Origin of the sequence: Curtobacterium sp. MCBA15_009, assembly GCF_001864895.1 — a bacterium.
Lineage (GTDB): Bacteria > Actinomycetota > Actinomycetes > Actinomycetales > Microbacteriaceae > Curtobacterium.
Genome location: NZ_MJGO01000009.1, coordinates 1 through 24,960, shown reverse-complemented (window position 1 = coordinate 24,960; position 24,960 = coordinate 1). Strand labels below are relative to the sequence as shown.

23 protein-coding genes are annotated in these 24,960 nt (G+C 72.1%); 12 read left to right on the top strand and 11 right to left on the bottom strand.

Translation table 11 applies throughout. From position 1 onward, the window contains the following. The first annotated feature begins 178 nt into the window (after nucleotides 1-178). Nucleotides 179-706: a YbhB/YbcL family Raf kinase inhibitor-like protein gene (locus tag BIU97_RS03685; RefSeq protein ID WP_071297106.1), complete on the top strand. Its 528-nt coding sequence runs from the start codon at nucleotides 179-181 to the stop codon at nucleotides 704-706. A gap of 72 nt (nucleotides 707-778) precedes the next feature. Here the strand turns inward: BIU97_RS03685 and BIU97_RS03680 are convergent, their stop codons facing one another. Next, complete coding sequence (locus tag BIU97_RS03680; RefSeq protein ID WP_071297105.1) at nucleotides 779-3,067, bottom strand: polyribonucleotide nucleotidyltransferase; 2,289 nt, start codon at nucleotides 3,065-3,067, stop codon at nucleotides 779-781. A 281-nt stretch (nucleotides 3,068-3,348) separates the two neighbouring features. Here BIU97_RS03680 and BIU97_RS03675 point away from each other — a divergent pair, with 281 nt between their 5' ends. Then, entirely contained in the window at nucleotides 3,349-4,548 is a 1,200-nt protein-coding gene (locus tag BIU97_RS03675) for a coiled-coil domain-containing protein (RefSeq protein WP_071297104.1), read from the top strand. A 19-nt stretch (nucleotides 4,549-4,567) separates the two neighbouring features. Here BIU97_RS03675 and BIU97_RS03670 read toward each other — a convergent pair whose 3' ends face one another. From BIU97_RS03670 to BIU97_RS03660, 3 genes are all read right to left on the bottom strand, one after another. Next, a complete protein-coding gene (locus BIU97_RS03670) occupies nucleotides 4,568-5,185 on the bottom strand; it encodes a CE1759 family FMN reductase (RefSeq protein WP_071297103.1) in 618 nt (205 codons plus the stop codon). Between the two features lie 138 nt (nucleotides 5,186-5,323). Continuing rightward, nucleotides 5,324-5,593 (bottom strand): 30S ribosomal protein S15, encoded by a 270-nt coding sequence (gene rpsO, locus BIU97_RS03665; RefSeq protein ID WP_071257618.1) that lies wholly within the window; start codon nucleotides 5,591-5,593, stop codon nucleotides 5,324-5,326. 101 nt (nucleotides 5,594-5,694) lie between these two features. Further along, nucleotides 5,695-6,159 carry a VanZ family protein gene (locus BIU97_RS03660; protein ID WP_175472401.1) on the bottom strand — a complete coding sequence of 155 codons (465 nt, stop codon included), beginning with the start codon at nucleotides 6,157-6,159 and terminating at the stop codon, nucleotides 5,695-5,697. Nucleotides 6,160-6,311: 152 nt separating this feature from the next. Between BIU97_RS03660 and BIU97_RS03655 the strand changes: the two genes are divergently transcribed. Genes BIU97_RS03655 through BIU97_RS03645 form a run of 3 tightly spaced genes read left to right on the top strand, consistent with a single transcriptional unit; the run spans nucleotide 6,312 to nucleotide 8,802 of the window. Next, complete coding sequence (locus BIU97_RS03655; protein WP_071297101.1) at nucleotides 6,312-7,409, top strand: glycoside hydrolase family 6 protein; 1,098 nt, start codon at nucleotides 6,312-6,314, stop codon at nucleotides 7,407-7,409. A 44-nt stretch (nucleotides 7,410-7,453) separates the two neighbouring features. Further along, nucleotides 7,454-8,503: a M4 family metallopeptidase gene (locus tag BIU97_RS03650; RefSeq protein WP_071297100.1), complete on the top strand. Its 1,050-nt coding sequence runs from the start codon at nucleotides 7,454-7,456 to the stop codon at nucleotides 8,501-8,503. Between the two features lie 29 nt (nucleotides 8,504-8,532). Then, nucleotides 8,533-8,802 carry a protealysin inhibitor emfourin gene (locus tag BIU97_RS03645; RefSeq protein WP_071257604.1) on the top strand — a complete coding sequence of 90 codons (270 nt, stop codon included), beginning with the start codon at nucleotides 8,533-8,535 and terminating at the stop codon, nucleotides 8,800-8,802. A 146-nt stretch (nucleotides 8,803-8,948) separates the two neighbouring features. Here the strand turns inward: BIU97_RS03645 and BIU97_RS03640 are convergent, their stop codons facing one another. The 3 genes from BIU97_RS03640 to BIU97_RS03630 form a co-directional block, all read right to left on the bottom strand. Then, nucleotides 8,949-11,192, bottom strand: a complete 2,244-nt coding sequence (locus BIU97_RS03640) for a HelD family protein (protein ID WP_254782875.1) — start codon at nucleotides 11,190-11,192, stop codon at nucleotides 8,949-8,951. Between the two features lie 211 nt (nucleotides 11,193-11,403). Then, nucleotides 11,404-12,240, bottom strand: a complete 837-nt coding sequence (locus tag BIU97_RS03635; protein ID WP_071257537.1) for an aldo/keto reductase — start codon at nucleotides 12,238-12,240, stop codon at nucleotides 11,404-11,406. Then, the gene (locus tag BIU97_RS03630; RefSeq protein ID WP_071257535.1) at nucleotides 12,240-12,611 is read right to left on the bottom strand and encodes an FKBP-type peptidyl-prolyl cis-trans isomerase; all 372 of its coding nucleotides are present in this window, start codon (nucleotides 12,609-12,611) and stop codon (nucleotides 12,240-12,242) included. The genes BIU97_RS03635 and BIU97_RS03630 overlap by 1 nt, the downstream gene beginning before the upstream one ends. A 58-nt stretch (nucleotides 12,612-12,669) precedes the next feature. Between BIU97_RS03630 and BIU97_RS03625 the strand changes: the two genes are divergently transcribed. Then, on the top strand, nucleotides 12,670-13,989 hold the full coding sequence (locus BIU97_RS03625; RefSeq protein ID WP_083404697.1) for an MFS transporter: 1,320 nt from the start codon (nucleotides 12,670-12,672) through the stop codon (nucleotides 13,987-13,989). Between the two features lie 377 nt (nucleotides 13,990-14,366). Further along, entirely contained in the window at nucleotides 14,367-15,452 is a 1,086-nt protein-coding gene (locus BIU97_RS03620) for a YihY/virulence factor BrkB family protein (protein ID WP_071257527.1), read from the top strand. Between the two features lie 51 nt (nucleotides 15,453-15,503). On the opposite strand, the gene BIU97_RS03615 is transcribed toward BIU97_RS03620, so the two are convergent. From BIU97_RS03615 to BIU97_RS03605, 3 genes are all read right to left on the bottom strand, one after another. Further along, entirely contained in the window at nucleotides 15,504-16,994 is a 1,491-nt protein-coding gene (locus tag BIU97_RS03615; RefSeq protein ID WP_071257524.1) for an aspartate ammonia-lyase, read from the bottom strand. Between the two features lie 253 nt (nucleotides 16,995-17,247). Next, nucleotides 17,248-17,544: a hypothetical protein gene (locus tag BIU97_RS03610; protein WP_071257521.1), complete on the bottom strand. Its 297-nt coding sequence runs from the start codon at nucleotides 17,542-17,544 to the stop codon at nucleotides 17,248-17,250. Then, complete coding sequence (locus tag BIU97_RS03605; protein ID WP_083404696.1) at nucleotides 17,544-18,800, bottom strand: inorganic phosphate transporter; 1,257 nt, start codon at nucleotides 18,798-18,800, stop codon at nucleotides 17,544-17,546. Before BIU97_RS03605 ends, BIU97_RS03610 begins: the two co-directional genes overlap by 1 nt. A 116-nt stretch (nucleotides 18,801-18,916) precedes the next feature. Between BIU97_RS03605 and BIU97_RS03600 the strand changes: the two genes are divergently transcribed. The 3 genes from BIU97_RS03600 (at nucleotide 18,917) to BIU97_RS03590 (ending at nucleotide 23,066) form a co-directional block, all read left to right on the top strand. After that, nucleotides 18,917-20,605: a cation:proton antiporter gene (locus BIU97_RS03600; RefSeq protein WP_071257797.1), complete on the top strand. Its 1,689-nt coding sequence runs from the start codon at nucleotides 18,917-18,919 to the stop codon at nucleotides 20,603-20,605. Between the two features lie 52 nt (nucleotides 20,606-20,657). Continuing rightward, nucleotides 20,658-22,247, top strand: a complete 1,590-nt coding sequence (locus tag BIU97_RS03595) for an ABC transporter permease (protein WP_071257518.1) — start codon at nucleotides 20,658-20,660, stop codon at nucleotides 22,245-22,247. 531 nt (nucleotides 22,248-22,778) lie between these two features. Beyond that, entirely contained in the window at nucleotides 22,779-23,066 is a 288-nt protein-coding gene (locus tag BIU97_RS03590; protein WP_071257516.1) for a hypothetical protein, read from the top strand. Here BIU97_RS03590 and BIU97_RS03585 read toward each other — a convergent pair. Beyond that, nucleotides 23,063-23,587, bottom strand: coding sequence for an 8-oxo-dGTP diphosphatase (locus tag BIU97_RS03585; RefSeq protein WP_217639493.1), 525 nt, complete (start codon nucleotides 23,585-23,587; stop codon nucleotides 23,063-23,065). The two genes, BIU97_RS03590 and BIU97_RS03585, sit on opposite strands and share 4 nt — an antisense overlap. Before the next feature lie 181 nt (nucleotides 23,588-23,768). On the opposite strand from BIU97_RS03585, the gene BIU97_RS03580 reads away from it, so the two are divergent. Both BIU97_RS03580 and BIU97_RS03575 read left to right on the top strand, forming a co-directional pair. Continuing rightward, a complete protein-coding gene (locus BIU97_RS03580) occupies nucleotides 23,769-24,002 on the top strand; it encodes a tryptophan synthase subunit alpha (protein ID WP_368073078.1) in 234 nt (77 codons plus the stop codon). Nucleotides 24,003-24,021: 19 nt separating this feature from the next. Next, nucleotides 24,022-24,912, top strand: coding sequence for an aminodeoxychorismate lyase (locus tag BIU97_RS03575; protein ID WP_071257510.1), 891 nt, complete (start codon nucleotides 24,022-24,024; stop codon nucleotides 24,910-24,912). Nucleotides 24,913-24,960: the final 48 nt, after the last annotated feature.

Genomic DNA, 24,960 nt, shown 5'->3' with positions numbered 1-24,960 from the left:
TCACGTTCTCCCCCGCGGGTCGCCGAAGCGACAATCCCCCGCCAACAGTTCGCGGCGATCTGTCGCCTTCGCGACACCAACCGCGCAGCTCCCCCCACGGGAGTCGCTTCCGCACCACCACGCCGCCCACGCACCGCCGCCGAGCCGCCCCCGAGGCCGCGGGTGTTGGCTGGAGCACATGGCAAACGACCCCAACTGGAACCTCCCCGAGGTCCCCGCGTTCACCCTGACCAGCCCCGACTTCGCCGACGGCGCCGAGCTCCCGACGTGGGCCCGCGGCACCGACGCCGGTGGCGAGGACCGCTCCCCCGCACTCGAGTGGTCCGACGCCCCCGAGGGCACGAAGAGCTTCGTGCTCACGGTGTACGACCCCGACGCACCGACCGGCTCCGGCTTCTGGCACTGGTCGCTCACCGACATCCCCGGCTCGGCGACCTCGCTCCCGCAGGGCGCCGGGACCGATGACGCCCTGCTGCCGGCCGAGGCGCTCCGTCGCCGCAACGAGTTCGGCACGGACACGTTCCTCGGCGCCGCTCCGCCCGCCGGGCACGGTGCGCACCGCTACTTCTTCACGTTGAGCGCGCTCGACGTGCCGGTGCTCGAGGCACCGGCGGACGCCACCCCCGCGGTCGTCGGCTTCGTGCTTCGCGAACACCTGCTCGGCCGCGCCCAGCTCGTCGGCACGCAGGAGACCCCGGCCGCCTGAACCCCCGCAACGGCGAACGGCCGCCGCCCCGGGAGGGGACGGCGGCCGTTCGTGCGTCGGGACGCGGGTGGATCAGCCCTCGGCCGGAGCCTCGGCGTGCGAGGCGTGGTCGTCACGGCCCTCGGTGTCCACGTCGTCGGCCACGACCGGCGCGAGCGACAGCTTGCCGCGGTCGTCGACCTTGGTGACCTCGACCAGGATCTTCTGGCCGACGCCGAGGACGTCCTCGACGTTCTCCACACGCTTGCCACCGGCGAGCTTGCGCACCTCGGAGACGTGGAGCAGACCGTCACGGCCCGGGAGCAGCGACACGAAGGCGCCGAAGGTGGCGATCTTCACGACGGTGCCGAGGAACTGGTCCCCGATCTCCGGGTTGGTCGGGTTCGCGATCGCGTTGACCTGGGCACGAGCGGCCTCGGCCGACGGACCGTCGACGGCGCCGATGTAGACGGTGCCGTTGTCCTCGATCGAGATGTCGGCACCGGTGTCGTCCTGGATGCCGTTGATCGTCTTGCCCTTCGGGCCGATCAGCTCGCCGATCTTGTCGACGGGGATCTGCACCGAGATGACGCGGGGAGCGGTGTCCGCCATCTCGTCGGGGGCGTCGATCGCCTCGGTCAGCACGCCGAGGATGGCCGAGCGGGCCTCCTTGGCCTGCTTCAGCGCGGCGTCGAGGACCGACGACGGGATGCCGTCGAGCTTCGTGTCGAGCTGGATGGCCGTGACGAACTCCGAGGTACCGGCGACCTTGAAGTCCATGTCGCCGAGGGCGTCCTCGGCACCGAGGATGTCGGTCAGCGCCGCGTAGCGGGTCTGGCCGTCGACGGTGTCGGACACGAGGCCCATCGCGATGCCCGCGACCGGGGCCTTGAGCGGCACACCGGCGTTGAGGAGCGACAGGGTCGACGCGCAGACGGAGCCCATCGACGTCGAGCCGTTGGAGCCGAGGGCCTCGGACACCTGACGGATCGCGTAGGGGAACTCGTCACGCGACGGCAGCACCGGCACGAGGGCGCGCTCGGCGAGGAAGCCGTGCCCGATCTCGCGACGCTTCGGCGAACCCACGCGGCCGGTCTCACCGGTCGAGTAGGGCGGGAAGTTGTAGTGGTGCAGGTAGCGCTTCTTCGTGACGGGCGACAGCGAGTCGATCTGCTGCTCCATCTTGAGCATGTTCAGCGTGGTGACGCCGAGGATCTGCGTCTCGCCGCGCTGGAAGATCGCCGAACCGTGGACGCGCGGGATCACGGCGACCTCGGCGTCGAGCGGACGGATGTCGGCGAGGCCGCGACCGTCCATGCGGATCTGCTCGGTGAGGATGCGGCCGCGGACGACCTTCTTCGTGACCGACTTGTAGGCACCGCTGACCTGGCCGTTGGCGCTCTCCGGCAGCTCGCCGGCCGACACCTTGGCGGCGACGGCCTCCTTGACGCGGGCCTTGAGGGCGTCGTCGGCGTCCTGGCGCTCGAGCTTGCCGGCGATCTTGTAGACGTCACCGAGCTCGGACAGGGCGAGGGACTCGACCACGTCGTAGACCTCGGGGGCGTACGGCGGGAAGACCGGGTAGTCCTGGATCTCCTTGGCGGACTGCGCGGCCATCTTCGCCTGCGCCTCGACCAGCACCTTGAGGAACGGCTTGGCCGCCTCGAGGCCCTGGGCGACGACGGCCTCGTCGGGCTTCGTGGCGCCGCCCTGGATGAGGTCCCAGCTGTGCTCGGTGGCCTCGGCCTCGACCATCATGATCGCGACGTCCTCGTTGCCCTGGTCGTCGGTGACGACCCGGCCGGCGACGGTGAGGTCGAACACGGCGTCGGCGAGCTGCGAGGCCTTCGGGAACGCGACCCACTGGTCGGTGCCGTTGGACCCCGGGATGAGCGCGAGGCGCACACCGGCGATCGGGCCGGAGAACGGCAGACCGGAGATCTGCGTGGACGCGGACGCGGCGTTGATCGCCAGCGCGTCGTAGAACTCGTCCGGCGCGATGCTCAGGACGGTGATGACGATCTGGACCTCGTTGCGCAGGCCGTCGACGAACGACGGACGGAGCGGCCGGTCGATGAGACGGCAGACGAGGATGGCCTCGGTCGACGGACGACCCTCGCGGCGGAAGAACGAGCCGGGGATCTTGCCGGCGGCGTAGGAGCGCTCCTCGACGTCGACGGTGAGCGGGAAGAAGTCGAATCCTTCACGCGGGTGCTTGCCGGCGCTGGTGGCCGAGAGGAGCATCGTCTCCTCGTCGAGGTACGCGGCGACCGCGCCCTGCGCCTGCTGTGCGAGCCGGCCGGTCTCGAACCGGACGGTGCGCGTGCCGTACTTGCCGTTGTCGATGACGGCTTCGGCGAACTTGATCTCGGGACCCTCCAAAAGGGTGCCTCCTTGATGTGTGTCCGGCAGGCCGTGGCGACGGCACACGAGGGTGCGTGCGCGCCGATCGGTCGGGACGCATGTCTGGCCAGCAGTAGAAGCACTCGGGAAACCGTTCCGGCCCGCGAGCCACCACCGATGACCAGCTCCGTGCCCGGCCTGCGCAGTGTTTGTCTGACGTCCGGGGAAGAAGGTCCTCGGACGGAAGCGACTTTACCAGTCCACAGGGAATCGGCGGCGCGGCTCGCTGGCACCCGGGTGATCCTCGGTAGCCTGCGGACATGCGTCTCACCCCCTCGCGGGGCGTGCTCGTCGCGGCCGCCGTGGTCGTCGGCGCGCTCGTCGCCCCGGCACTGACCGCCGTCCCGGCGAACGCGACCGAGTACCCGACGTGGCAGGACGTCCAGCGTGCGAAGGGCAACGAGGCCGCGAAACGCGTCGAGGTGCGGAAGGTCCAGTCGGCACTGCAGGCCGCGCAGGACGAGGCCGCGGCGAAGTCGCAGGCCGCCCTGGTGGCCTCGTCGAAGGCGGACGCGGCCGAGGCGGAGCTGGCGGAGGCCACCCAGGCCGCCACGAGCCTCCAGGCCCAGGCGCAGCACGCGAGCGAGACGGCGGACCGCGCCCAGCAGCGGGCCGGCCAGCTCGCGGCGAACCTGTACCGCGACGGCAGCACGAACCAGATGACGACCCGGATCGCGACCGCCGGCGACCCGGACCAGCTGCTGTACCAGCTCGGGGCGCTCGACCAGCTCTCGTCGACGTGGTCCGGCGTGATGGACGAGGCATCCGTCGCCGCCGGCACCGCGTCGTCGCTGCACGAGCAGGCCGAGCGGGCCGAGTCGGAACGGGCCACCCGCGCGCAGGCGGCCGAGGAACGCTCGGCCGCGGCGGAGTCGGCCGAGCAGGCGGCGGACGCCGCGGTCGACTCGACCGAGCAGCACAGCGACGAGCTGTACGCGCAGCTCGCGTCGCTCAAGGACAGCACCGCGGAGCAGCAGGCCGGGTACGAACTCGGCCAGCGCGTCGCCGCGCAGAAGGCCGAACAGCAGCGCAAGCGCGCCGCGGCCGCTGCGGCCGAGGCAGCCCGGAACGCCGCGACGCCGACGAACAGCAGCGCGAGCAGCGGCGGGACGGGCACGAGCTACCCGAGCACCGGGGGCGTCGTGGTCGACCCCGCCGGTGCCCAGTCGTACGCACGCGGCGCGATCGGCGCCTACGGATGGGGCGGCGACCAGTTCTCGTGCCTGGTGTCGCTCTGGACGCAGGAGTCCGGGTGGCGGGCGAACGCCCTGAACGCCTCGAGCGGCGCCTACGGCATCCCGCAGTCGCTGCCCGCCGACAAGATGGCGGCGGCGGGAGCGGACTGGCGGACGAACGCGGCCACCCAGATCGACTGGGGACTCGCGTACATCAAGAGCGCCTACGGCTCACCCTGCGCCGCGTGGGGGCACGAGATGAGCGTCGACCCGCACTGGTACTGAGCGCTCGGCGGACCGCCGGTCAGTGCCCGAGGCCGCCGAGCAGGCTCGCGAAGTCCGGGGTCGCGGGGAGCGCGTCGGCTTCCTGCGGGGTCCGCCGGGAGGCCCGGATCGCCCAGGCGAGGTCGACCCCCGCCCGGCGGATGCGTGCGTCCAGGGCCGCGGCGTCGCCGTCGGTCCCCCAGTCGTCCGTCGCGGCGAACACGCCCGTCGGCACGACCGCGGCGCGCAGGTAGGCGAACACCGGCCGCAGGGCGTGATCGATCGCGAGCGAGTGCCGCGACGTGCCGCCGGTCGCGCCGAGCAGCACCGGCAGGTCGGCCAGCGAGTCCTTGTCGAGCACGTCGAGGAACGACTTCGCGAGGCCGCTGACGCCGGCCGTGAAGATCGGGGTGACGAACACGACGGCGTCGGCCCCGACCACGGTGGCCGTCGCGGCGGCGAGCCCCGGCGCCGCGAAGCCGGTGAGCATCGCGTCGGTGACCTCGTGCGCGATCGGGCGGAGCTCGACGTGCTCGACGTGGGCACGGGTGCCCTCGGCGACGAGCGCGGCGACGGCTGCCTCGCCGAGGCGGTCGGCCAGCAGGCGGGTGGAGCTGGGCTCGGAGAGTCCGGCGGAGACGACGGCAATGGTGGTCATGGTGGGTCCCGACTTTCGATGCGTTTGCATGAACATAGCATCCAACCGGACCAGCCCGGCGAGCATTCCCCGGGAACGGAGAACGCCCCGGTCCTCGTACGAGGGCCGGGGCGTTCGGTCAAGCCGTGGGTCGGTCGACTAGCGACGCAGGCCGAGACGCTCGATGAGCGTGCGGTAGCGGGCGATGTCGACGTCGGAGAGGTAACCGAGGAGACGGCGACGCTGACCGACCATGAGCAGCAGACCACGACGCGAGTGGTGGTCGTGCTTGTGCTCCTTGAGGTGCTCGTTCAGGTCGTTGATGCGACGCGTCAGAACGGCGACCTGGACCTCGGGGGATCCGGTGTCGCCCGGGTGGGTCGCGTACTCTTCGATGATCTCCTGCTTGACCTTCGCGTCAAGTGCCATGGATGATCCCCTTCCTGTCCGTTGCGCGGTGCCCGTGCCTGATGCACGAGCGCTCTTTGTCCGCGGCCGTTCGACGGCAACCGCGCAAGACTACCAGAGATCTAGGCGGTCCTGGCCCGCAGACGGCGACGCCGCGGTGCGGGCAGCAGGCTCCGGACGAGTCCGACGAGCGTGGCGCCGAGCAGCCCGCCGAGGCCGTTCGACAGGACGTCCCGCGGGTCGGCGACGCGGTACGGCAGGTAGGTGGCCTGTGCGAACTCGATGCCGGTGGACAGCGCCACGGCGACGAGGGCGCCGAGGATCCACCAGCGGCGCGGCAGCCAGAGTGCGGCGAGCGCACCCACGGGCACGAACATCGCGATGTTGGCGAGGAACTCGGTGCGCTCGTACGTGAACCACGTGCCGTGCGGCAGCTGCTGCACCCACGCGATGGCGTGCAGCACGAGCGAGTTCTGCGCCGAGGTGAAGACCTGCGGGGTCAGCGTCATCCGCCAGATCACCCAGGCGTACGCCGCGGTCAGGGCGAGGAGGAGGAGTCGTCGGAACACCGCGTCAGTGTGCTGCACGCTCCTGCACGGTCGCTGGAGCGCTCCTGGGAGCCGCGGGCACGACGCCCGGACGGCGCCGGCGGGCACTGGCCACGGCGGACCCGGACCTGACAGCATGGACCGGGGCGTCCACGCCCGACCCGACGGTCACGTCCAGGGAGGACCGCCGCATGCCGCACCACCACGGGCCCGCTCGACCCCGCCGCGCTCGCGCCCACGGCCGTCGGCAGTGGGCGTGGATCGCCGCCGCAGCGCTCGTCGTCGCGGCCGTCGTGACGACGGTCGTCGTGGTCGGTCCCTCCGGTGGGGACCGGCACACCGGAGGCCCGGACGGGACAGCCGGTCCCTCAGCGTCGACCGACCGTCCCGTCGTCGGGCGGAAGTCGGCCGCCGACGCCTTCCCCGGCGGGCTCGCCCGACAGCCCGAGGCCGTGAACCAGCCCGGCATCCGGGAGCGACGAGCACGCGCCGAGGGTCGCGAGGACACCGCTGACCGGATCGCCGCCATCGCCGACCAGCCGATCGCCACCTGGCTCACGGACACCTCGCGGTCGGCGACCCGCGAGACGGTCCGGACCGTCGTCCGCGCCGCCGAGCGTGCCGACGCGACCCCGGTGTTCGTCCTGTACAACGTGCCCGACCGCGACTGCGGGAACTACTCGCGCGGCGGCACCGAGGCCGACGCGTACCTGCCGTGGGTCCGCTCCGCTGCCGAGGCGATGTCCGGCTCGGGCGCCGTGGTGCTCGTCGAGCCGGACTCCGTCGCGCAGATCGGCAAGTGCGACCGGTTGCGCGACACCCGCCTGCCCCTGCTGCGGAAGGCCGTCGACGCGTTGTCCGGGCACGGGCTGACCGTGTACCTCGACGGCGGGAACGAGAACCGGGTGCCGGTCGACACCATGGCCGACCGGCTCCGCCAGGCCGGGATCGACCGGGTGCAGGGGTTCTTCACGAACGTGTCGAACTTCTACCGGGTCGACCAGGAACGCGCCTACGCCGACCGGCTCGCCGACGCGATCGGCGGCGACCCGCACTTCGTCGTCGACGTGTCCCGCAACGGGCGCGGCTGGCGCGGCACCTGGTGCAACCCCGAGGGCGCCGGACTCGGGCAGGCACCGCACGTCACCGGCGGCACGACCCGGCTGGACGCCCTGCTCTGGGTGAAGACCCCCGGGCTCAGCGACGGCAGCTGCAACGGCGGCCCGCCCGCCGGCCGGTGGTGGGAGGCGTACGCCCTCGCACTCGTGGAGCACCGCGCCCGCGACTGACGACGACCCGGGCGGGTGTCGGTACCCGGTGGTTCCATGAGCGCATGACCGCGACCGACCGCATCCGCTCCGTCGTCCCGCCGTACCTGCTCCGCGCCGTCGCCGACGCCGACGCGTACCCCCGGGCGGCCTCCGCCGCGCGCACCGCGCTGGCCTCCCTGGACACCGTCCGGTCCCCCAAGGAGCAGCACCTGACCGCGCCGCAGCAGGTCGCCGGCACCGTCGACCGGTCCCCCCGGCGCACCGTGTCGGACGCGCACGGCTCGACCACCCTGCCGGGGACGGTCGTGCGGCGCGAGGGCGACGCCGACTCCGGTGACGCCGCCGTCGACGAGGCCTACGCGGGCCTCGGCGCGACGCACGCCTTCTGGCTCGACGTGTTCGACCGGGCCTCGGTCGACGGCGCCGGGCTGCCCCTCGACGCCACCGTGCACTTCGGGCAGGACTACGACAACGCCTACTGGGACGGCTCCCGGATGGTCTTCGGGGACGGCGACGGAGAAGTGTTCCGACGGTTCACCGTCGCCCTCGACGTCATCGGACACGAGCTCGCCCACGGCGTGACGCAGTACACCGCCGACCTCACCTACCAGGGCCAGTCCGGCGCGCTCAACGAGTCGGTCAGCGACGTGTTCGGCTCCCTCGTCGCCCAGTACACCGCCGGGCAGACCGCGGAGCAGGCGTCCTGGCTGATCGGCGGGGGCCTGTTCACCGAGGCGGTCCACGGCGTCGCACTCCGGTCGCTGCGGGCGCCGGGCACCGCGTACGACGACCCGGTGCTCGGCAAGGACCCCCAGCCGGCGACCATGGCCGGGTACGTCGACACCACCGACGACCAGGGCGGCGTGCACACGAACTCGGGCATCCCGAACCACGCGTTCTTCCTGGCCGCCACCGCCATCGGCGGGTACGCCTGGCAGGGCGCGGGTGCGGTCTGGTGGGACGCCCTGACCTCGTCGTCGGTCACGGCGTCGATCGACTTCGCCGGCTTCGCGACCGTCACCGTCGACGCCGCCGGCACCCGGTTCGGCGACGGCTCCGCCCAGCAGACCGCCGTCCGCACGGCCTGGCGGACGGTGGGCGTGCTCGACTGAGCGACGCCGGGCGGCGTACCGTCGGAGCCATGCGCATCGAGGTCCGCCGCACCGGGGGCTTCGCCGGCACCACGCGGCGCTGGCGGGTCGACACCGACGCCGCCGGTGACCCCTCCGCGTGGTCGGACGTGCTCGACGCCCTGCAGCGCAGCCCCGCCCCGACGGACGCGCCGGTCCCCGACGACTTCAGCTGGACGATCACCGTCGAGCGCACGACCGTGACGATCCCCGGCCGCCGACTCGACGGTCCGTGGGCCGACCTGGTCGCGCGGGTGCGGTCGGAGGGTGACCAGGCCTGAGCCGGGAGGCCCGTGGCGGGCCCGCACCGGCCCTCCCGTCCGCTCCGCGGCGACGCCGCCGCCCACGGATCGTGAGCAGGAACGGTCGCGTCGGGCCGACGGGACCGTTCCTGCGCACGGAGTGCGCGGCGCCCCGCGCACGACCGTCAGTCGACGTCGATGACGGTCAGGCGTCGGGTCGGGCGGGTCATCGCGACGTAGACAGCCGCCGCGGCCCGCGCCGCGTCGGCGCCCACGCCGTCGGGGTCGACGAGCAGCACGCCGTCGAACTCGAGCCCCTTGGCGTCCGCCCCGGTCAGGACCGTGAGGGACCCCGCCTGCGGCGACGCGAGCCCCCGCACGTCGGCCTCGGTGCGGGTGAGGCGCTGCCGCACGGCGTCGACCTGGGACTCCGGGACGATCACGCCGATGGTGCCCGAGCCGATGCGCGCCCGTTCGGCATCCGCCACCGCGGCGACGGTGTCGAGCAGGACCGGGCGGGACACCCGGACGCGTTCGACGGGGTCGCCGTCGCGGACGGCCTCGTTGCGGGTGACCGTCAGCCCGGCGGCGTCGGCGTACTCCCCCGCGGCGAGCACGATGGAGCGCGGCGTGCGGTAGTTCACGGTGAGCTGCTCGACGCGGTGGTCGAGCGGCACCTGCGGGGCACGGCCGCGCCGGCGGCGCGCGAGGGCGCCGATGACGTCGTCCCACGTGCGTGCCGCGCCGGGCGAGGAACCCTGCGCCATGTCGCCGACGATCGTGAACGACCGGAGCGGGTTGCGGCGGGCGAGCACGCGCCACTGCATGGGCGAGAGCTCCTGGGCCTCGTCGACGACGATGTGCCCGTAGGTCCACTCGCGGTCCTCGGCGGCGCGCTCGGCGGTGGAGCGCGGGTCGCCGCCCTCGGCGAAGGAGCCGGCGACCTGCTCGGCCGTGACGATGCCCTCGACGCCCATGTTCTCGATCGCCTGGCGCGCGTTCTCGATGTCGCGGTTCCGGCTGGCCTTCGCGGCGCGCTTCGCGGCGCCGCCGGTCGGGTCGAACGGGCCGAGCAGTTCGGCGGCCTCGTCGAGCAGGGGGACGTCCTCGACGGTCCAGGCCGTACCGCGGGCACGCTGCAGCAGGGCGCGGCGCTCCGGGCTCCAGTCGGGGGTGAGCGAGGCGAGCCAGTTCGGCCGGGCGTAGAGGTCCTCGAGGAACTTCTCCGGCGGCAGGGGCAGCCACGCCGTGTTGAGCAGCACCCGGGCGTCGTAGGAGCTCCGGATGTCCTCGCGCAGCACCTTCTCGTCGGCTTCGTCGACCGTGGTGCCGCGTTCGCGCAGCTGGTCGGCGAGCAGGCGGGTCATCGCGTCGAGGGCGATCTTGTTGAACGTGACACGGGCGACGTTGTGCGGCTTGCCGCGGTCCTGCGCCCGCTTCATCGCGTCGGCGACGAGCTGCGGCGGGACGACGAGCCGCTCGCCCTCGACGTCGAGCGTGACGGACTCGGTCGGCACGACCTGGCGCGAGCGGACCGCGCGGCGCAGGAGCGAGGCCGTCTGCGCGGCACCCTTCACCGCGGCGACGTCCCGGGAGTCGTGCACCGTCGCGTGCACCCCCGGGTAGAGCGACCCGAGCGAGGCCATCACGACACCGGTCTCGCCGAGCGACGGCAGCACCTGCTCGATGTACGTCAGGAACGCCGACGACGGGCCGACCATGAGCACGCCGGAGCCCCGGAGCCGCTCGCGGTACGAGTACAGCAGGTAGGCGGCGCGGTGCAGTGCGACGGCGGTCTTGCCGGTGCCGGGGCCGCCCTGCACGATGAGCACGCCCTCGAGCGGGGAGCGGATGATGCGGTCCTGCTCGCCCTGGATCGTCGCGACGATGTCGGTCATCCGGCCGGTGCGCTCGGCGGTCACCGCGGCGAGCAGCGCGCCCTCGCCCTGCAGGTGGGTCCGCTCGTCGTCGTACAGCGAGGCGTCGAAGACCTCGTCCTCGACGCCGACGACCCGCCGCCCCTGCAGGGACAGGTGGCGCCGGGCACGCATGCCCATCGGGTGGGCCGCGGTCGCCTGGTAGAAGGCGCTGGCCCCGGGGACGCGCCAGTCGAGCAGCAGCGGCCGGTGCGCGGCGTCACGGAGTCCGACGCGGCCGATGTACCGGAAGGTGTCGTCGGGGTCCTCGGGTTCGGACACCTCGAGCCGTCCGAAGACCAGGCGGTCCCCCACGCGCTCGAGCGTGGCGATGGTGTCCTCGTAGAGCCGTGCGTACGCGTCGCGTTCGCTGCGGCTCTGGTGGTTCCCGCCGACCGCCTGACGACGGGTCTCGGCGAGACGCTGTTCGGCCTCGGCGGTCAGCTCGTCGAGGCGGCCGAAGAGGCCGTCCACGTAGCCGCGTTCGCGGTCGATCTCGGTCGGTTCGGACACGTACAACCCTTCGGGACAGGGGAACCCAGTGTAGTCCCGCGGGACCGACACCGCAGGACGCCTGACCCGTGACGGACGGGAGGCGCGTGGCGGACCCGCCACGCGCCTCCAGTCCGGAACCTGGTTCCGCCCGTCGAACACCGCGTTCCGGACACAGCACCGTGGAGATCCGCGGTGCTGTGTCCGGAACCTGGTTCCGGCGGGCGAGCCGCTACATCTCCTCGTGCGTGTCCGGGTCGCCGTCCCAGAGCCGTCCGCGCTCGAGGCCGGAGATCGCCCGCACCTCGTCGTCGGTCAGCTCGAAGCCGAAGACGTCGAGGTTCTCCCGCTGGCGGGCGGCGTCGCCCGACTTCGGGACCGGGACGGCACCGATCTGCACGTGCCAGCGGAGCACGACCTGACCCGGCGCGACGCCGTGCGCAGCGGCGGCGTCGACGATCGGCTGCTCGGTGAGCAGTTCCGAGCGCTTCGCCAGCGGGCTCCAGCTCTCGGTCACGATGCCGAGCTCCTGGTGGACCTTCCGCAGTTCGGCCTGCGGGAAGTACGGGTGCAGCTCGACCTGGTTCACCGCCGGGGCGACCCCGGTGGCGTCGACGATGCGACGGAGGTGCTCCGGCGTGAAGTTCGAGACGCCGATCGAGCGGACCTTGCCGCTGTCACGGAGGTCGACGAACGCCTTCCAGGTGTCGACGAACTTGTCCACCGAGGGGTTCGGCCAGTGGATGAGGTACAGGTCGACGGAGTCGAGACCCAGGTTGCCGAGCGTCTCGTCGATCGACCGGTGCGCCTCGTCGTAGCCGTGGTGCCGGCCGGGGAGCTTCGACGTGACGACGAGGTCCTCGCGCGCCACCTCGGACTCGCGGACGGCGCGGCCGACGGCGTCCTCGTTGCCGTAGTTGAGGGCGGTGTCGAGCAGCCGGTAGCCGCTCGCGATCGCGGTGCCGACGGCCGCGGCGCCCTCGTCGCCGTCGAGGCCGTACGTGCCGAGGCCGAGCTCCGGGAACCGGTGCCCGTCGTTCAGCTCGATGGTCGGGGCGCCGACCTGCATCAGCGCACCCCGAGCAGGTCGATCACGAAGATCAGGGTCTTGCCGGACAGGAAGTGCCCGCCGCCGGCGGGACCGTAGGCCAGCTCCGGCGGGACGACGAGCTTGCGGCGGCCGCCGACCTTCATGCCGGGGATGCCCTCCTGCCAGCCGCGCACCAGGGCCGCGAGCGGGAAGTCGATCGGCTCGCCGCGGTTCCAGGAGCTGTCGAACTCCTCGCCGGACTCGTACTCGACGCCGGCGTAGTGGACCTTCACGGTCGACCCGGCGCTCGCCACGTCGCCATCGCCCTCGACGATGTCGGTGATGACGAGTTCGGTGGGGGCCGGGCCCTCGGGAGCGTCGAACTCGGGCTTGCTGTTGAGGTCAGTCATGCCCGCAAGTCAACCAGAGCCACCGGAACCGGCGTGCAACCAGCAGAATGGTTCCACCGTGACACGACCCACTCCCGCACCGCCGCGCCGCCGCCTGTTCGCCGACCTCACCCCGCTCCGCCGCTCCCCCGCCTTCGCCCGACTCTGGGCGGGAACCGCCGTCGCGGGCATCGGCACCCAGATGACCACCGTGGCCGTCGGTCTCGAGGTCTACGAGATCACGCACTCCACCTTCGCCGTCGCGCTCGTCGGCGTCATCGCCCTGCTGCCGATGATCGTCGCCGGCCTGTACGGCGGGATGCTCGCCGACGCCTTCGACCGCCGCACCGTCGCACTCGTGTCCGCGATCATCGCGTGGGTCGCGGTCGCCCTGATCGCCACCCACGCCTGGCTCGGGTTGCACAGCGTCGTCCTGCTCTACGTGCTCGCGACCGCGAACGCCGTCGCCGCGACGGTGAGCGGCGCGTCACGCTCGGCGATCGTGCCCCGGCTCGTCGGCACCGACCTGCTGCCCGCGGCGAGCGCCCTCGGCGGCATCGCCTCAGGGTTCCAGGTCACCATCGGCCCCGCGGTCGCCGGCGTCCTCATCGCGAGCGTCGGGTTCGCCCCGACGTACACGATCGACGTCGTGCTGTTCACCTTCGCCTTCCTCGGGGTCTTCACCCTGCCGCGGATGGCCGCCGACCACGGCGCGCTCCGCCCCGGGCTCGGCTCGCTCGTCGAGGGCGCGAAGTTCCTGCGCCGGTCGAAGAACATCACGATGACGTTCGTGCTCGACATCGTCGCGATGACCTTCGGGCAGCCCCGCGTGCTCTTCCCCGCGATCGGTGCCCTCGTCATCGGCGGCGGTGCCATCACGGTCGGCACGCTCACGGCGGCGTACGCGATCGGTGCGCTGCTGTCGAGCGTGTTCTCCGGCCCGCTCGGACACGTGCGCCGCCAGGGCGAGGCGGTCGGCTGGGCGATCACCGCGTACGGCGGCGCGATCGCGGCGTTCGGTGTGGTCATCGCGCTGGCGCACGCGCTCGGCGGTCGGTCGGGCGAGACGTTCTCGGTCGGCATCCTGCCGGCGCTCGGGGCAGCGGCGCTCTTCCTCGCACTCGCGGGCGGCGCCGACAACGTCAGCTCGGTGTTCCGGAACACGATCCTGCAGGCGGCGTCGCCGGATGGCATGCGTGGGCGGCTGCAGGGCATCTTCGTCGTCGTGGTCACCGGCGGTCCGCGGCTCGGCGACCTGTACGCCGGCCTGGTCGTGGCCGCGGGCATCGCGTACCCGCCGATCATCGGCGGCGTGCTCATCGTCGCGCTCGTCGCGCTGCTGCTCCGGCTGGTGCCGTCCTTCCGCCGCTACGACGCCCTGCACCCGCACGCGAACTGAGGCGCCGCCCTGCGGTTCCGCGCGGTTCCGCCCCACCACGCGCGGTTCCACCCACCACGCGCAGTTCCGCCCACCACGCGCGGTTCCGCCACGCGCGGTGCCGCCACTCGCGGTGCCGATCCGCGCGATGCCGGTTCGCGAAAGCGACACTTCTGCGCGGACCTTCCGCGGACACCTGTCGCCTCCGCGGCAGGGACGGCGCACGGTGGCGGGACCGTGTCGCCTCCACGGCAGGGACGGCGCACGGTGGCGGGACCGTGTCGCTCCCGCGGACAGGACGGCAGCGGCTGCCGGGCACGACCGGCGGCCGGACGGGAGGCACGTGGCGGGCGCGCCCCGCGCCTCCCGTCCGTCAGGTGTCGGGTACCGTACGACGCATGCCGGACAGCGCGTCGCGCGATCTCGCGCGGACCGGTGTCCGCGCCGTCGTCCGGCGTACCTACCACTCGGTGATCCGACACCGCGTCGTGGACGCGGCCGCCTCGCTGACGTTCTTCGCGTTGCTGACGGTGTTCCCGAGCGCGCTCGCCGTGGTGTCCGCGCTGTCCGTCGTCGACCGGCAGGGCGACAGCCTGGCCGACGTCGTCGAGGTCCTCGGCTTCATCGTGCGACCGGAGACCGCCGAGCACCTCGAGGGGCCACTCCGGCAGCTGCTCACCCTGGACAACCCCTGGCTCGGGTTCACCATCGGCCTCGTCCTGACGCTCTGGTCGCTGTCCGGGTACGCGACCGCCTTCGGCCGGGCGATGAACACCGCCTACGAGGTCGAGGAGGGGCGCCGGATCTGGAAGTTCCGCAGCATGATGCTGTTCGTCACCCTGCTCGTCATGGTGGGCGGGGCGATCGCGATCGTCATCCTGCTCGGCACGCCGACGATCGCGGCGGCGCTGGTCCGGCAGCTCGAGTGGGCGCCGTGGATCGACGACGTGTGGAACGTGGCGAAGTGGCCGGTGCTCGCCGCCGACCTCGTCGTGATGGTCGCCGTGCTCTACTACGCCACCCCGAACGTCAAGACACCGCGGCTGCGCTGGGTGTCCGCCGGCGCCGGCTTCGCGATCGGCACCTGGGCGCTCGCGACGCTCGGCTTCGCCGTCTACGTCGAGACCATCGGCGGCGGCAACCGCGCGTACGGGTGGCTCGGTGGGGCGATCCTGCTGCTCGTCTACCTGTACATCTCGAACTTCGTGCTCGTCGTCGGCGGTGAGCTCGACTCCGAGGTGATCCGGATGCGGCAGCTGCTGGCGGGCATCGAGGCCGACGAGTCGATCCGCCTGCCGCTGCGCGACGTCACCCGGAACTTCACGCTCGCGCGCTGGCGGGACGCGGACATCGCGGCCGCGAAGCAGGTGCGGACCGAGGCGGCCCGGGTCGCCGACGACGAAGGGCACGAGCCGGACGCTGGCGAACAGCACCTCCGTGCGATGGCGCAGCAGGTCCGCGCCGGCGAGACACCGATGCCCTGACCCCGCGGTCGGGGCCGGGGGCGGGGTCGCGGTCGCGGTCGCGGTCGCGCGTCAGCGCTTGCGCGCCTCGGCGTCGAGCATCTCCTCGGTGATGACCGGGATCGCACCGGTCGCCAGCTCGATGCCGGACAGCCGCGCGGGGCTGAGGACCCGCTGCACCTGGTCCTCGTCCATCAGCCCCGCGGCCACGACGAGCGTCGAGATCGGCGTCGCGGTCGTCAGCGCCGTGTGGGCGATCGACGCGGCGGCCGCGTACCCGATGTACGGGGTGAGCGCCGTCACGACCCCGACGTTCGTGTCCACCTGCGCGGCGAGCCGGGCCTCGTTCGCCTCGATGCCGGTGACGCAGTGTTCGCGCAGCGTCGCACACCCCCGCGCCATCCACTGCAGCGACTGCAGGATCGAGTGCGCGATGATCGGCTCGAAGGCGTTGAGCTGCAGCTGCCCGCTCTCCGCCGCCATGGTGACCGTCGTGTCGGCACCGGCGACCGCGTAGGCGATCTGGTTGACGACCTCGGGGATGACCGGGTTCACCTTGCCCGGCATGATCGACGACCCGGCCTGGCGCGCCGGCAGGGTGATCTCCCCGAGACCGGCCTGCGGACCGGACGACAGCAGCCGCAGGTCGTTGCAGATCTTCGAGAGCTTCGCCGCGCTGCGCTTCACCGTGCCGGACAGCGTCATGAACGCGCCCGCGTCGCTCGTCGCCTCGATGAGGTCGGGCGCCGTCACGACGTCGATGCCGCTGGCCTCCTGCAGCTGCCGGCGGACCTCGTCGCGGTACAGCGGGTCGGCCGTGATGCCGGTCCCGATCGCCGTCGCCCCGAGGTTCATCTCGGCGAGCAGCGGCACGACCTTCCGGAGCATGACGGCGTCCTCCTGGATGGTGTGCGAGAACCCCGTGAACTCCTGGCCGAGCGTCATCGGCACGGCGTCCTGCAACTGCGTCCGGCCGACCTTGAGCACGTCGGCGAACGCGTTGCCCCGCTCCGCGAACGCGGCGGAGAGCTCCTCGAGCTGCACGATGAGCCGCCGCACCCCGAAGATCATCGCGATCTTGATGCTCGTCGGGTACGTGTCGTTCGTCGACTGGCTGCGGTTCACGTGGTCGATCGGGTGCAGGTACGCGTAGTCGCCCCGCTCCCGCCCGAGGAGCTCGAGCGCCCGGTTCGCGAGCACCTCGTTCGTGTTCATGTTCGTGCTGGTGCCGGCCCCGCCCTGCACGACGTCGACGACGAACTGGTCGCGGAGCGCTCCGTCCCGTACCTCCTGCGCGGCACGGTCGATCGCGTCGGCACGCTCCTCGTCGAGCACGCCGATCGCGCGGTTCGCCCGGGCTGCGGCCTGCTTCACGGTGACGAGCGCCTCGATGAGGTCCGGGTACACCGCGATCGGCACCGAGGTGATCGGGAAGTTCTCCAGCGCCCGGAGCGTGTTGATGCCCCAGTAGACGTCCTTCGGGACCTCCCGCGAGCCCAGCGAGTCGCTCTCGGTGCGGGTCGACGTGTGGTCGAGGGCCTGGGATGCGTCGTTGCCGGTCACGGCTCCGAGGGTAGTCCGATCCGTCTGGCCGGTCCGGGACCGGCGGGCGGGGTGTGGACAGCGGGGCGCGGGTGCTCGGGCGCTCGGGCGCGCAGCGGGCGCGGGGCGGGCGCTCGGGCGCGGGGCGGGCGCTCGGGCGCTTGGTGAGCAGAAGATGTCGGGTCGCAGGTCCTGACCCGACATCTTCTGCTCACGAAGGCGCCCCCGTGCCCCAGATCCGGCGGCGCCCAGCGCCTCGGCGGCGCCCCGGGCCTCAGTGGAACTGCGGGACGATGAGGTAGATGCCGTACAGCACGGCCGCGCCGCACACCACGAAGCACGCGATCGCCAGGGCGCGCAGCGCGCGGACCTTCGCCGAGGCCCCGGCCGGGTTCGGGAAGCCGACCGTCGCCGGGCCGATGGTGCCGTCGTCCTTCACGGTGAACTTGCCCGCCGTGGTGTCCGCTGCGCTCCAGAGTCGGAGGCCGACCGAGTAGACCGCGACGACGAAGCACGCGGAGACGACCGCGACGAGCGCCACCGTGAGGAATGCGAACCAGTCGATGCCCATCAGCGTCGGCCTCCCTTGCGTGCGGCCATCCGGCGCAGGGTGCGCTCGCGGCTGAGCTCGGCACGGCGGGCGGCGACCGCGTCCGCGCGCTTCTTGCGCTGCAGGTCGCGCAGCTCCTTGCGGGTGTACACCGCGTTCGCGGCGACGTCGACCTCGATGGCCGAGGCCTGCTCGTGCGGCTTCCGCAGCGACCAGAGGTACAGCCCGAGGATGACCGCGGCGCCGACGACCGCGTCGATGACGAGTCCGACGACGCCGAAGCGTGCGATGCCCGAGGCCACGGCGCCGACGGCCGCGGCGGCCGGCAGCGTGATGAACCAGGCGATGACGATCTTGCCGGCGGTGGACCACTGGATCTTCGAGCCGCGGCGGCCGAGCCCCGCACCGATGATCGAGCCGGACGACACCTGCGTGGTCGACAGGGCGAAGCCGAGGTGGCTCGACGCCAGGATCGTGGCGGCGGTCGACGCCTCGGCGGCGAAGCCCTGCGTCGCGCGGATCTCGGTGATGCCGGAACCGAGCGTCCGGATGATGCGCCATCCGCCGGTGTAGGTGCCGAGGGCTATCGCGAGGGCACACGCCACGACGACCCAGAACTGCACGCCCTGGTTCGACGACTGCGCACCCGAGGCGATGAGGGTCAGCGTGATGACACCCATCGTCTTCTGCGCGTCGTTCGTCCCGTGCGCGAGCGACACCATCGACGAGGTGAAGATCTGCCCGACGCGGAACCCACCGCGCTCGTTCGGGAACACCGGACGCTTCGTGATCCGGTAGGCGATCCGTGTCGACAGGAACGACACGAGCGACGCGATCACGGGCGAGGCGAACGCCGGGATGATGACGACGGTCAGCAGCGCGACGTAGTTGACCGACTGGAACCCGGCCCCGACGATCGCGGCGCCGATGAGCCCGCCGAAGAGCGCGTGCGACGACGACGAGGGCAGCCCGCGCAGCCACGTGATCATGTTCCACACGACCGCGCCGATGAGCCCCGCGAAGATCATCTCCGGCGAGATCGCGACGCCGCCGGGGCCTTCGTTGATCAGGCCGTGCGAGATCGAGGTCGCCACGGCGGTGCTGAGGAACGCACCGACGAGGTTGAGCACCGCAGCGACGGTGACCGCGACCTTGGGCTTCATGGCCCCGGTCGCGATCGGGGTCGCCATCGCGTTGGCGGTGTCGTGAAAACCGTTTGTGAAGTCGAAGAAGAGGGCCAACGCGATGACCAGGACGACTATGAGTGTGATGTCCACCGCGGGCCAGTGTCCCAGTCAGACCGCCCTGAGGCAAACCCTGTCGGCAACCTCCTGTTCACCCGCCCTTCACACTCGTTCAGTTTCGGAACCATGCCGATGGAAGAATGGACGGCATGGACACCGTCGAGCTCCTCATCCTGCTGATCGGATCGCTCGCGGTGACCGGCTTCGCGAGAGCGAAGGGGCTCCCCGCTCCCCTGCTCGTGACGGCCGTGGCGCTGGCCGCGTCCTTCATCCCCGGGCTGCCGGCGATGGAGATCGACTCCGAGGTGATCCTCACGGTGATCCTGCCGCCGCTGCTGTACTCGGCCGCCCTCGACGTGTCGTGGCAGAGCTTCCGGAAGTCGATCAAGCAGATCCGCCGACTCGGCATCTTCCTCGTCATCCTCACCGCGCTCGCGGTCGGGCTGGCGGCGTACATCATCATCCCCGACATGGACTGGCCCGCCGCGATCCTGCTCGGCGCGATCGTCGCCCCGCCGGACGCGGTGTCCGCGGCGTCGATCGGCCGCAAGCTCGGACTCCCCCGTCGGGTGATGACCGTGTTGTCCGGCGAGAGCCTCATCAACGACGCCGCCTCGCTGACCCTGGTGCGCGTGTTCACCCTCATCGCCGCGGGCACCTCGCTCACCATCTGGCAGGACCTCGGCATCTTCGGGCTGGCGATCGGGGTCGGCCTGGTCGTCGGCGGCGTGCTCGGTGTGCTCGTGCACTGGATCCGGATGCGCATCAACGACCCCGTGGTCGAGACGATCATGAGCATCCTGCTGCCGTTCGTCGCGTACATCCTCGCCGAGCACCTGTCCGGCTCCGGCGTCATCGCGGTCGTCACCGCCGGCCTGTACATCGGCTACAACTCGCCGAAGGAGGGCTACGCGACGCGCCTGCAGGAACGTCCGCTGTGGACGAGCATCGACGTCATCCTCGAGGGCTTCGTCTTCGCGCTCATCGGCCTGCAGCTCAACACCGTGGTGCAGGACCTCGTCGAGAGCGAGCGGAGCCTGGCGCAGACCCTGACGGCCGCCGCCGTCGTGCTCGTCGTGGTGATCCTGGTGCGGCCGCTCTTCATCTTCGAGTCGTACGTGCGCAACCGGTTCAACGGACGGTGGCTCCGACCACTGCGCATCCGGCTGTCGCGCGGGCACCCGTCGCTGCGGTGGATGCGCGGCACCGCCGAACCGAAGCTGAACTGGCGCGAGCTCACCGTGATCTCGTGGACGGGCATGCGCGGGGTGGTGACGCTCGCCGCGGCGGTGTCGGTGGTCGCCAACCCGGTGGACATCAAGGCGCAGGACACCATCTTCGTGATCGCCTTCGTGGTCACCGTCGGCACGCTGCTGCTGCAGGGCCTGACGCTGCCGTTCGTCATCCGGGCGCTCAAGGTGCAGGACCCCGACGAGGACGACGAGGACGTCCGCAGCGAGATGCGCCTGAACCAGCGCACGACCGAGGCGGCGATCGACCTGCTCGAGCGACGCCGGAGCACCTGGTCGAAGCAGTACGGGTCCGAGGCCGTCGACTCCGTCGTCACCCGGTTGAAGGCACGGTTGGAGCGGCAGGCCGAGACCTTCCGCCGCGACGCCGAGGAAGAAGAGGACGAGGAGCGCAACGCACCGGCCCGGCTGCGGGGCGCGCAGATCCAGGACATCCGTCGCGAACTGCTCGACCGTCGCCGCGAGATCGTGCTCGAGGAACGCGAGAAGGGCAACCTCGACGAGGAGGTCATGCGCCGCGTGCTCGTGACCCTGGACGCCGAGGAACTCGCGATGGACTCCGCGCAGGCCTCGCGCAGTCGGTCCTGAGGGGTCCGGGCGTATCCTGGCGCTCCGACCGAGACCAGGAGCACAGCGCCGAGTGAGCACGCCGCGGAACGACGTCCCCAGGACCGACGAGACCCCGGACCGGGGTGGTGGGTCGCGGACGCCGTCCGTCCCGAAGCAGCGGACCACAAGGCCGTCGGCCCGCGGGACGAAGCCACGCCGCGGGGCGAAGGTCGCCGGCACGACCCGGCCGGCTCCCCGTCGGCAGGCGCCGGTCCCCGAGCCGCAGCAGCACGGTGCCTACCGCCGCTGGTACGCCACCCTGCACCCCTCGCTGCAGCTCATCGGCCTGCAGCTCTGGATGCCGCTGTTCTTCATCGTCGGCTTCTGCCTCTGCTACGTCTTCGCGTTCCACGCCCCGCACCCGCACGACGTCCCCGTCGCGCTCATCGGCAGTGACCCGACGCTCGTCGCCGCCGTACAGAAGGCCCTGCCCGGCGAGTTCGTCTTCCACACCTACGACTCCCTGGCGGCGGCGAAGCGCGACGTGCTCGCCGGGTCGATGGCCGTGGCCTACGACCCCGCCACGAACGAGTTCTTCAAGGCGAGCGCGCACCAGTTCCAGGTCGCGAGCCTGGTGCCGGCGACGCTCACCGCGGTGCTGACCGGCATCGGCGCCGCGACGCCGAAGGTGACGGAGCTCGCTCCGCTGCCCGCCTGGGACGAGTACGGCACCGTCCCGATGTACGTCATGCTCGCGTGGTGCATCGGCGGGTACATGGTCGCGATGTTCATCGGCATCATGGGCGGCCCGCTGCGCCACCGCACCCGCATGACGGTCATCGTCGTCGGCGGTCTCGTGATCTCGGTCATCACGAACAGCCTCGCCGGCCCGGTCGTCGGCGCCATCCACGGCCACTGGATCGAGCTCGTCCTCATCGCCTGGGGCTGGATCGTGGCGATCGGCCTGGCCGTCAACGGGCTGAGCTACTTCGTCGGCCGGTTCATCGCCGCCCCCGCGATGATCTGCTTCGTGTTCCTGTCGATGCCGTCGTCCGGCGGGGCCTACCCGAAGTGGTTCATGCCGGAGCCGTTCGCGTGGCTGAACAACGTCGTCGTCGGTTCGAGCATGGTCGACATGATCAAGCACCAGGTCTACGGCGTCGGCCCCGGCCCGGCGCGCGGGCTCATCACGATGGGCTGCTACGCGTTGGCCGGTCTCGTGCTCATGTACTTCGGCAAGCAGTGGTGGGAGCGTCGCCGCATCCGCGCGATCGTCACGGGCCGCACCACCATGTTCCAGGACGCCAACACCGCCAACCGCGAGTTCCTCGGGAAGCAGCGCGACGCCGAGCTCGCCCGCCACGGCCTGGAGTCCACCGAGACCGGCACGCTGAGCATCCTCGACCAGGACGACGGCTGGCAGGACGAACGCGTCGGCGGCGACGTCTTCACCGGTGGCCGCGACGGACTCGAGGTCGAGACCACCCCGACCGGCCGCATCCCCGTGGTCCGGTCCAGCGACCGCTCCGGTCCGCAGCAGCGGTCGGGAGGCGCGGGGACCGGTCCACGCACACGTCCCGTCCCGCGCACGGAGACTCCCAGGACCCCGGCCCGGTCCGACGCTCCGCTCCGGTCCGACGCGGCGGACGACCAGCGGCACGGACGACACGCCGACCGCTAGCCGAGCGGGCACGCGGGCGAGCTGCGTGCACACGTCACGACGGAGCACCAGTCGATCGACACGTGCTCCGTCGCACGATGCGCACGCACGTGTGCGCGCACGTTCCGACAGAGCACCGGTCGACCAACGCGTGGACCGTCGCACGATGCGCACGCACCTCCCGCGGTCACGCGTGCTCCCGCGGCGAGCTGTCCTGCGCGTCGGAGGTCGTTCCGCGCATGGTCGGTCGATCCGCGCATTGGAGGCCGTTCCTTCCGACTCCTCACGCGCGGATCCGCTTCCTACTCCGCGTGCGATGGGACGGAACGCTCCACGTGGTGAGACGGAACGCTCCACGTGGTGGGACGGAACGCTCCACGCAAGGGCACCGGCGGCAGGCACAGGCAACGGGTGCGGGCACCGGCAACGGGCACAGGCAGCGGGCAGCGGCAACGCGCACAGACAGCGGGCACCGGCAACGGGCACCGGCAACGGTCAAAGCCCGCGGGACCGGGAAGCTGGACACCCGCGGCGCCGCGTATCCTGGAGCACATGAAGCCCCGCATCACCTGGCACCGCGTGCTCGTCGCCGTCGTCGTCGTGTTCCTCGTGCTGGCGGTCGGGTTCTACGTCGCGAGCATCGCACTCGCCCCCGCCGACGGCCGCAACACCGCCGGGCTGTTCGTCGGATGGGCGATGTTCGCCCTGATCGGCGCGATCGTCTTCGGCATCATCGACTTCTTCGTGCGGCCCCTGGGCGGCCGGAGCGGCGAGGCCGAGGTCATCGCCGCCGCCGAAGAGGCACGCACCGGCAGCACCCGCACGCAGCAGCCGCGCTAGTCACCCGTCCCCGGCCCGACACCGGTCCCGGTGAAGCCGGCGACCGTCGCGTCGTCCTCGGCGAAGGTGAACCGTGCCCGCACGCTCCCGCCGTCGAGCACGCCCGGCAGCCAGTACCGCGCGTCGTCCCACATGGCGTCGTACGGGACGGCGTCGACGGGGATCCACCGCGGCTCGAGCTCGTCGGACCCCGACGGCTCCCCCTGCCAGCGGCGGCAGACGAACACGTCCGAGACCTGGGACCAGGACGGCCGGAACGGGAACCGGTAGTCCAACGTTCCACGGGCCTCCAGGTCGGCGGCGTCGACCCGCAGGCCGACCTCTTCCGCCACCTCGCGCACGGCGGTCTCGACCGCCGTCTCGCCCGGCTCCCGCTTGCCACCGGGGCCGACCAGGCGGCCCGTGCCGAGGCCGCGGCGCTTCTCGCCGAGCAGGACCTCCGGGCCGGCCGCGCCGTCGCGCAGCAGGTAGACGACCACCACTCGTGGGTGCTGGGACTTGCTCTCGTCGCGCAGGGTCACCCGTCCAGTGTGGCCGACGAAGTGTCGTACGCTCGTTGCATGGCAGGCGTGCTGTGGGGGCACCGTGGCTGAGTCCCGCAGGACGGGGCGCAGCCTCGAAGTGCTGCGTGCCGAGGCCGCCGAGGAGATCTCGATGCTGGTCGAGCACCGCAGCCGCCAGGGCGAGGACCCGTGAGAGTTCATGCCGACGCTGCCGACCGTCGACGAGCAGGTCGTGCTCATCCTCCGCGCGGACGCGGTCGACCTCGACGACGCGATCGGCAAGCGGAACGCGCAGTGGTCGGCGCACCCGGCGTCGGGGCAGGGCACGGCCCTCGGCGAGGAGTACCACCGCCTGCGCCGGATCGCGCTGCAGCACCCGGAGCTCACCCCGGCGGTGTGGAAGCTCATGGGCGCCCTGCCCGACGCCAGCTGAGCTGCGGTTGGATGGACGCATGACCGACACCGTGCTCGCCGTCCTGAACCAGCCCTCCCGCGACGCCGCGCCGCACGACCCGGACGCCGACGCGTACACCTGGGTGGAGCCGCTCGAGGAGCACCTGCAGGTGCAGGACCTCGGCGCGACGCGCGGTGACGGCGTCTTCGAGACGATCACGGTCGTCGACGGGCACCCGCAGGCCCTCGAGCCGCACCTCGCCCGCTTCGGTCGCTCCGCAGCGAAGCTCGACCTGCCCGCACCCGACACCGACGTCTGGCGCCAGGCGGTCGAGGCCGCCTGCGCCCGGCTCGACCCGGTGCGCGAGGCCTTCGTGAAGACCGTCATGACCCGCGGCGTCGAGGGCACCGACCGCCCGACGGGCTGGGTCTACGCCGCGCCGTCGCCGGACTCCACCCGGGCCCGCACCGAGGGCATCTCGGTCGTGCTGCTCGACCGCGGGTACCGGCACGACGTCGAGCGCACCTCGCCGTGGCTGCTGCAGGGCGCGAAGACGCTGTCCTACGGCATCAACATGGCTGCCCTGCGCGAGGCCGTCCGCCGCGGCGCCGACGACGCCCTGTTCGTCTCCACCGACGGCTACGTGCTCGAGGGCACGCGGGCGAACCTGGTCATGCGCGTCGGCGACCGCCTCGTCACGCCGCGCACCGACATCGGCATCCTCGACGGCACCACGCAGGCAGACGTCTTCCGCTTCGCCGAGGAGCAGGGCATGGAGACCGCCTACGAGCTCGTCACGCTCGACGACCTGCGCGCTGCCGACGCGCTCTGGCTCGTCTCGAGCGTCCGGCAGGCGGCGCCGGTCCGCGCCGTCGACGGCGAGGACCGCCCCGTCGACGCCGAGCTCACGACGCGCATCAACGACTTCCTGCTCGCGCGCTCCGTCTGACACGTCACCACCGGCGCCCCGGCGCGGACGGCCGGGAGGCCCGGGTCG

Coding starts and splice junctions, on each gene's coding strand:
- BIU97_RS03685 (WP_071297106.1), top strand. CDS start 179: ATGGCAAACGACCCCAACTGGAACCTCCCCGAGGTCCCCGCGTTCACC.
- BIU97_RS03675 (WP_071297104.1), top strand. CDS start 3,349: ATGCGTCTCACCCCCTCGCGGGGCGTGCTCGTCGCGGCCGCCGTGGTC.
- BIU97_RS03670 (WP_071297103.1), bottom strand. CDS start 5,185: ATGACCACCATTGCCGTCGTCTCCGCCGGACTCTCCGAGCCCAGCTCC.
- rpsO (WP_071257618.1), bottom strand. CDS start 5,593: ATGGCACTTGACGCGAAGGTCAAGCAGGAGATCATCGAAGAGTACGCG.
- BIU97_RS03655 (WP_071297101.1), top strand. CDS start 6,312: ATGCCGCACCACCACGGGCCCGCTCGACCCCGCCGCGCTCGCGCCCAC.
- BIU97_RS03650 (WP_071297100.1), top strand. CDS start 7,454: ATGACCGCGACCGACCGCATCCGCTCCGTCGTCCCGCCGTACCTGCTC.
- BIU97_RS03645 (WP_071257604.1), top strand. CDS start 8,533: ATGCGCATCGAGGTCCGCCGCACCGGGGGCTTCGCCGGCACCACGCGG.
- BIU97_RS03635 (WP_071257537.1), bottom strand. CDS start 12,240: ATGCAGGTCGGCGCCCCGACCATCGAGCTGAACGACGGGCACCGGTTC.
- BIU97_RS03630 (WP_071257535.1), bottom strand. CDS start 12,611: ATGACTGACCTCAACAGCAAGCCCGAGTTCGACGCTCCCGAGGGCCCG.
- BIU97_RS03620 (WP_071257527.1), top strand. CDS start 14,367: ATGCCGGACAGCGCGTCGCGCGATCTCGCGCGGACCGGTGTCCGCGCC.
- BIU97_RS03610 (WP_071257521.1), bottom strand. CDS start 17,544: ATGGGCATCGACTGGTTCGCATTCCTCACGGTGGCGCTCGTCGCGGTC.
- BIU97_RS03600 (WP_071257797.1), top strand. CDS start 18,917: ATGGACACCGTCGAGCTCCTCATCCTGCTGATCGGATCGCTCGCGGTG.
- BIU97_RS03590 (WP_071257516.1), top strand. CDS start 22,779: ATGAAGCCCCGCATCACCTGGCACCGCGTGCTCGTCGCCGTCGTCGTC.
- BIU97_RS03580 (WP_368073078.1), top strand. CDS start 23,769: ATGCCGACGCTGCCGACCGTCGACGAGCAGGTCGTGCTCATCCTCCGC.
- BIU97_RS03575 (WP_071257510.1), top strand. CDS start 24,022: ATGACCGACACCGTGCTCGCCGTCCTGAACCAGCCCTCCCGCGACGCC.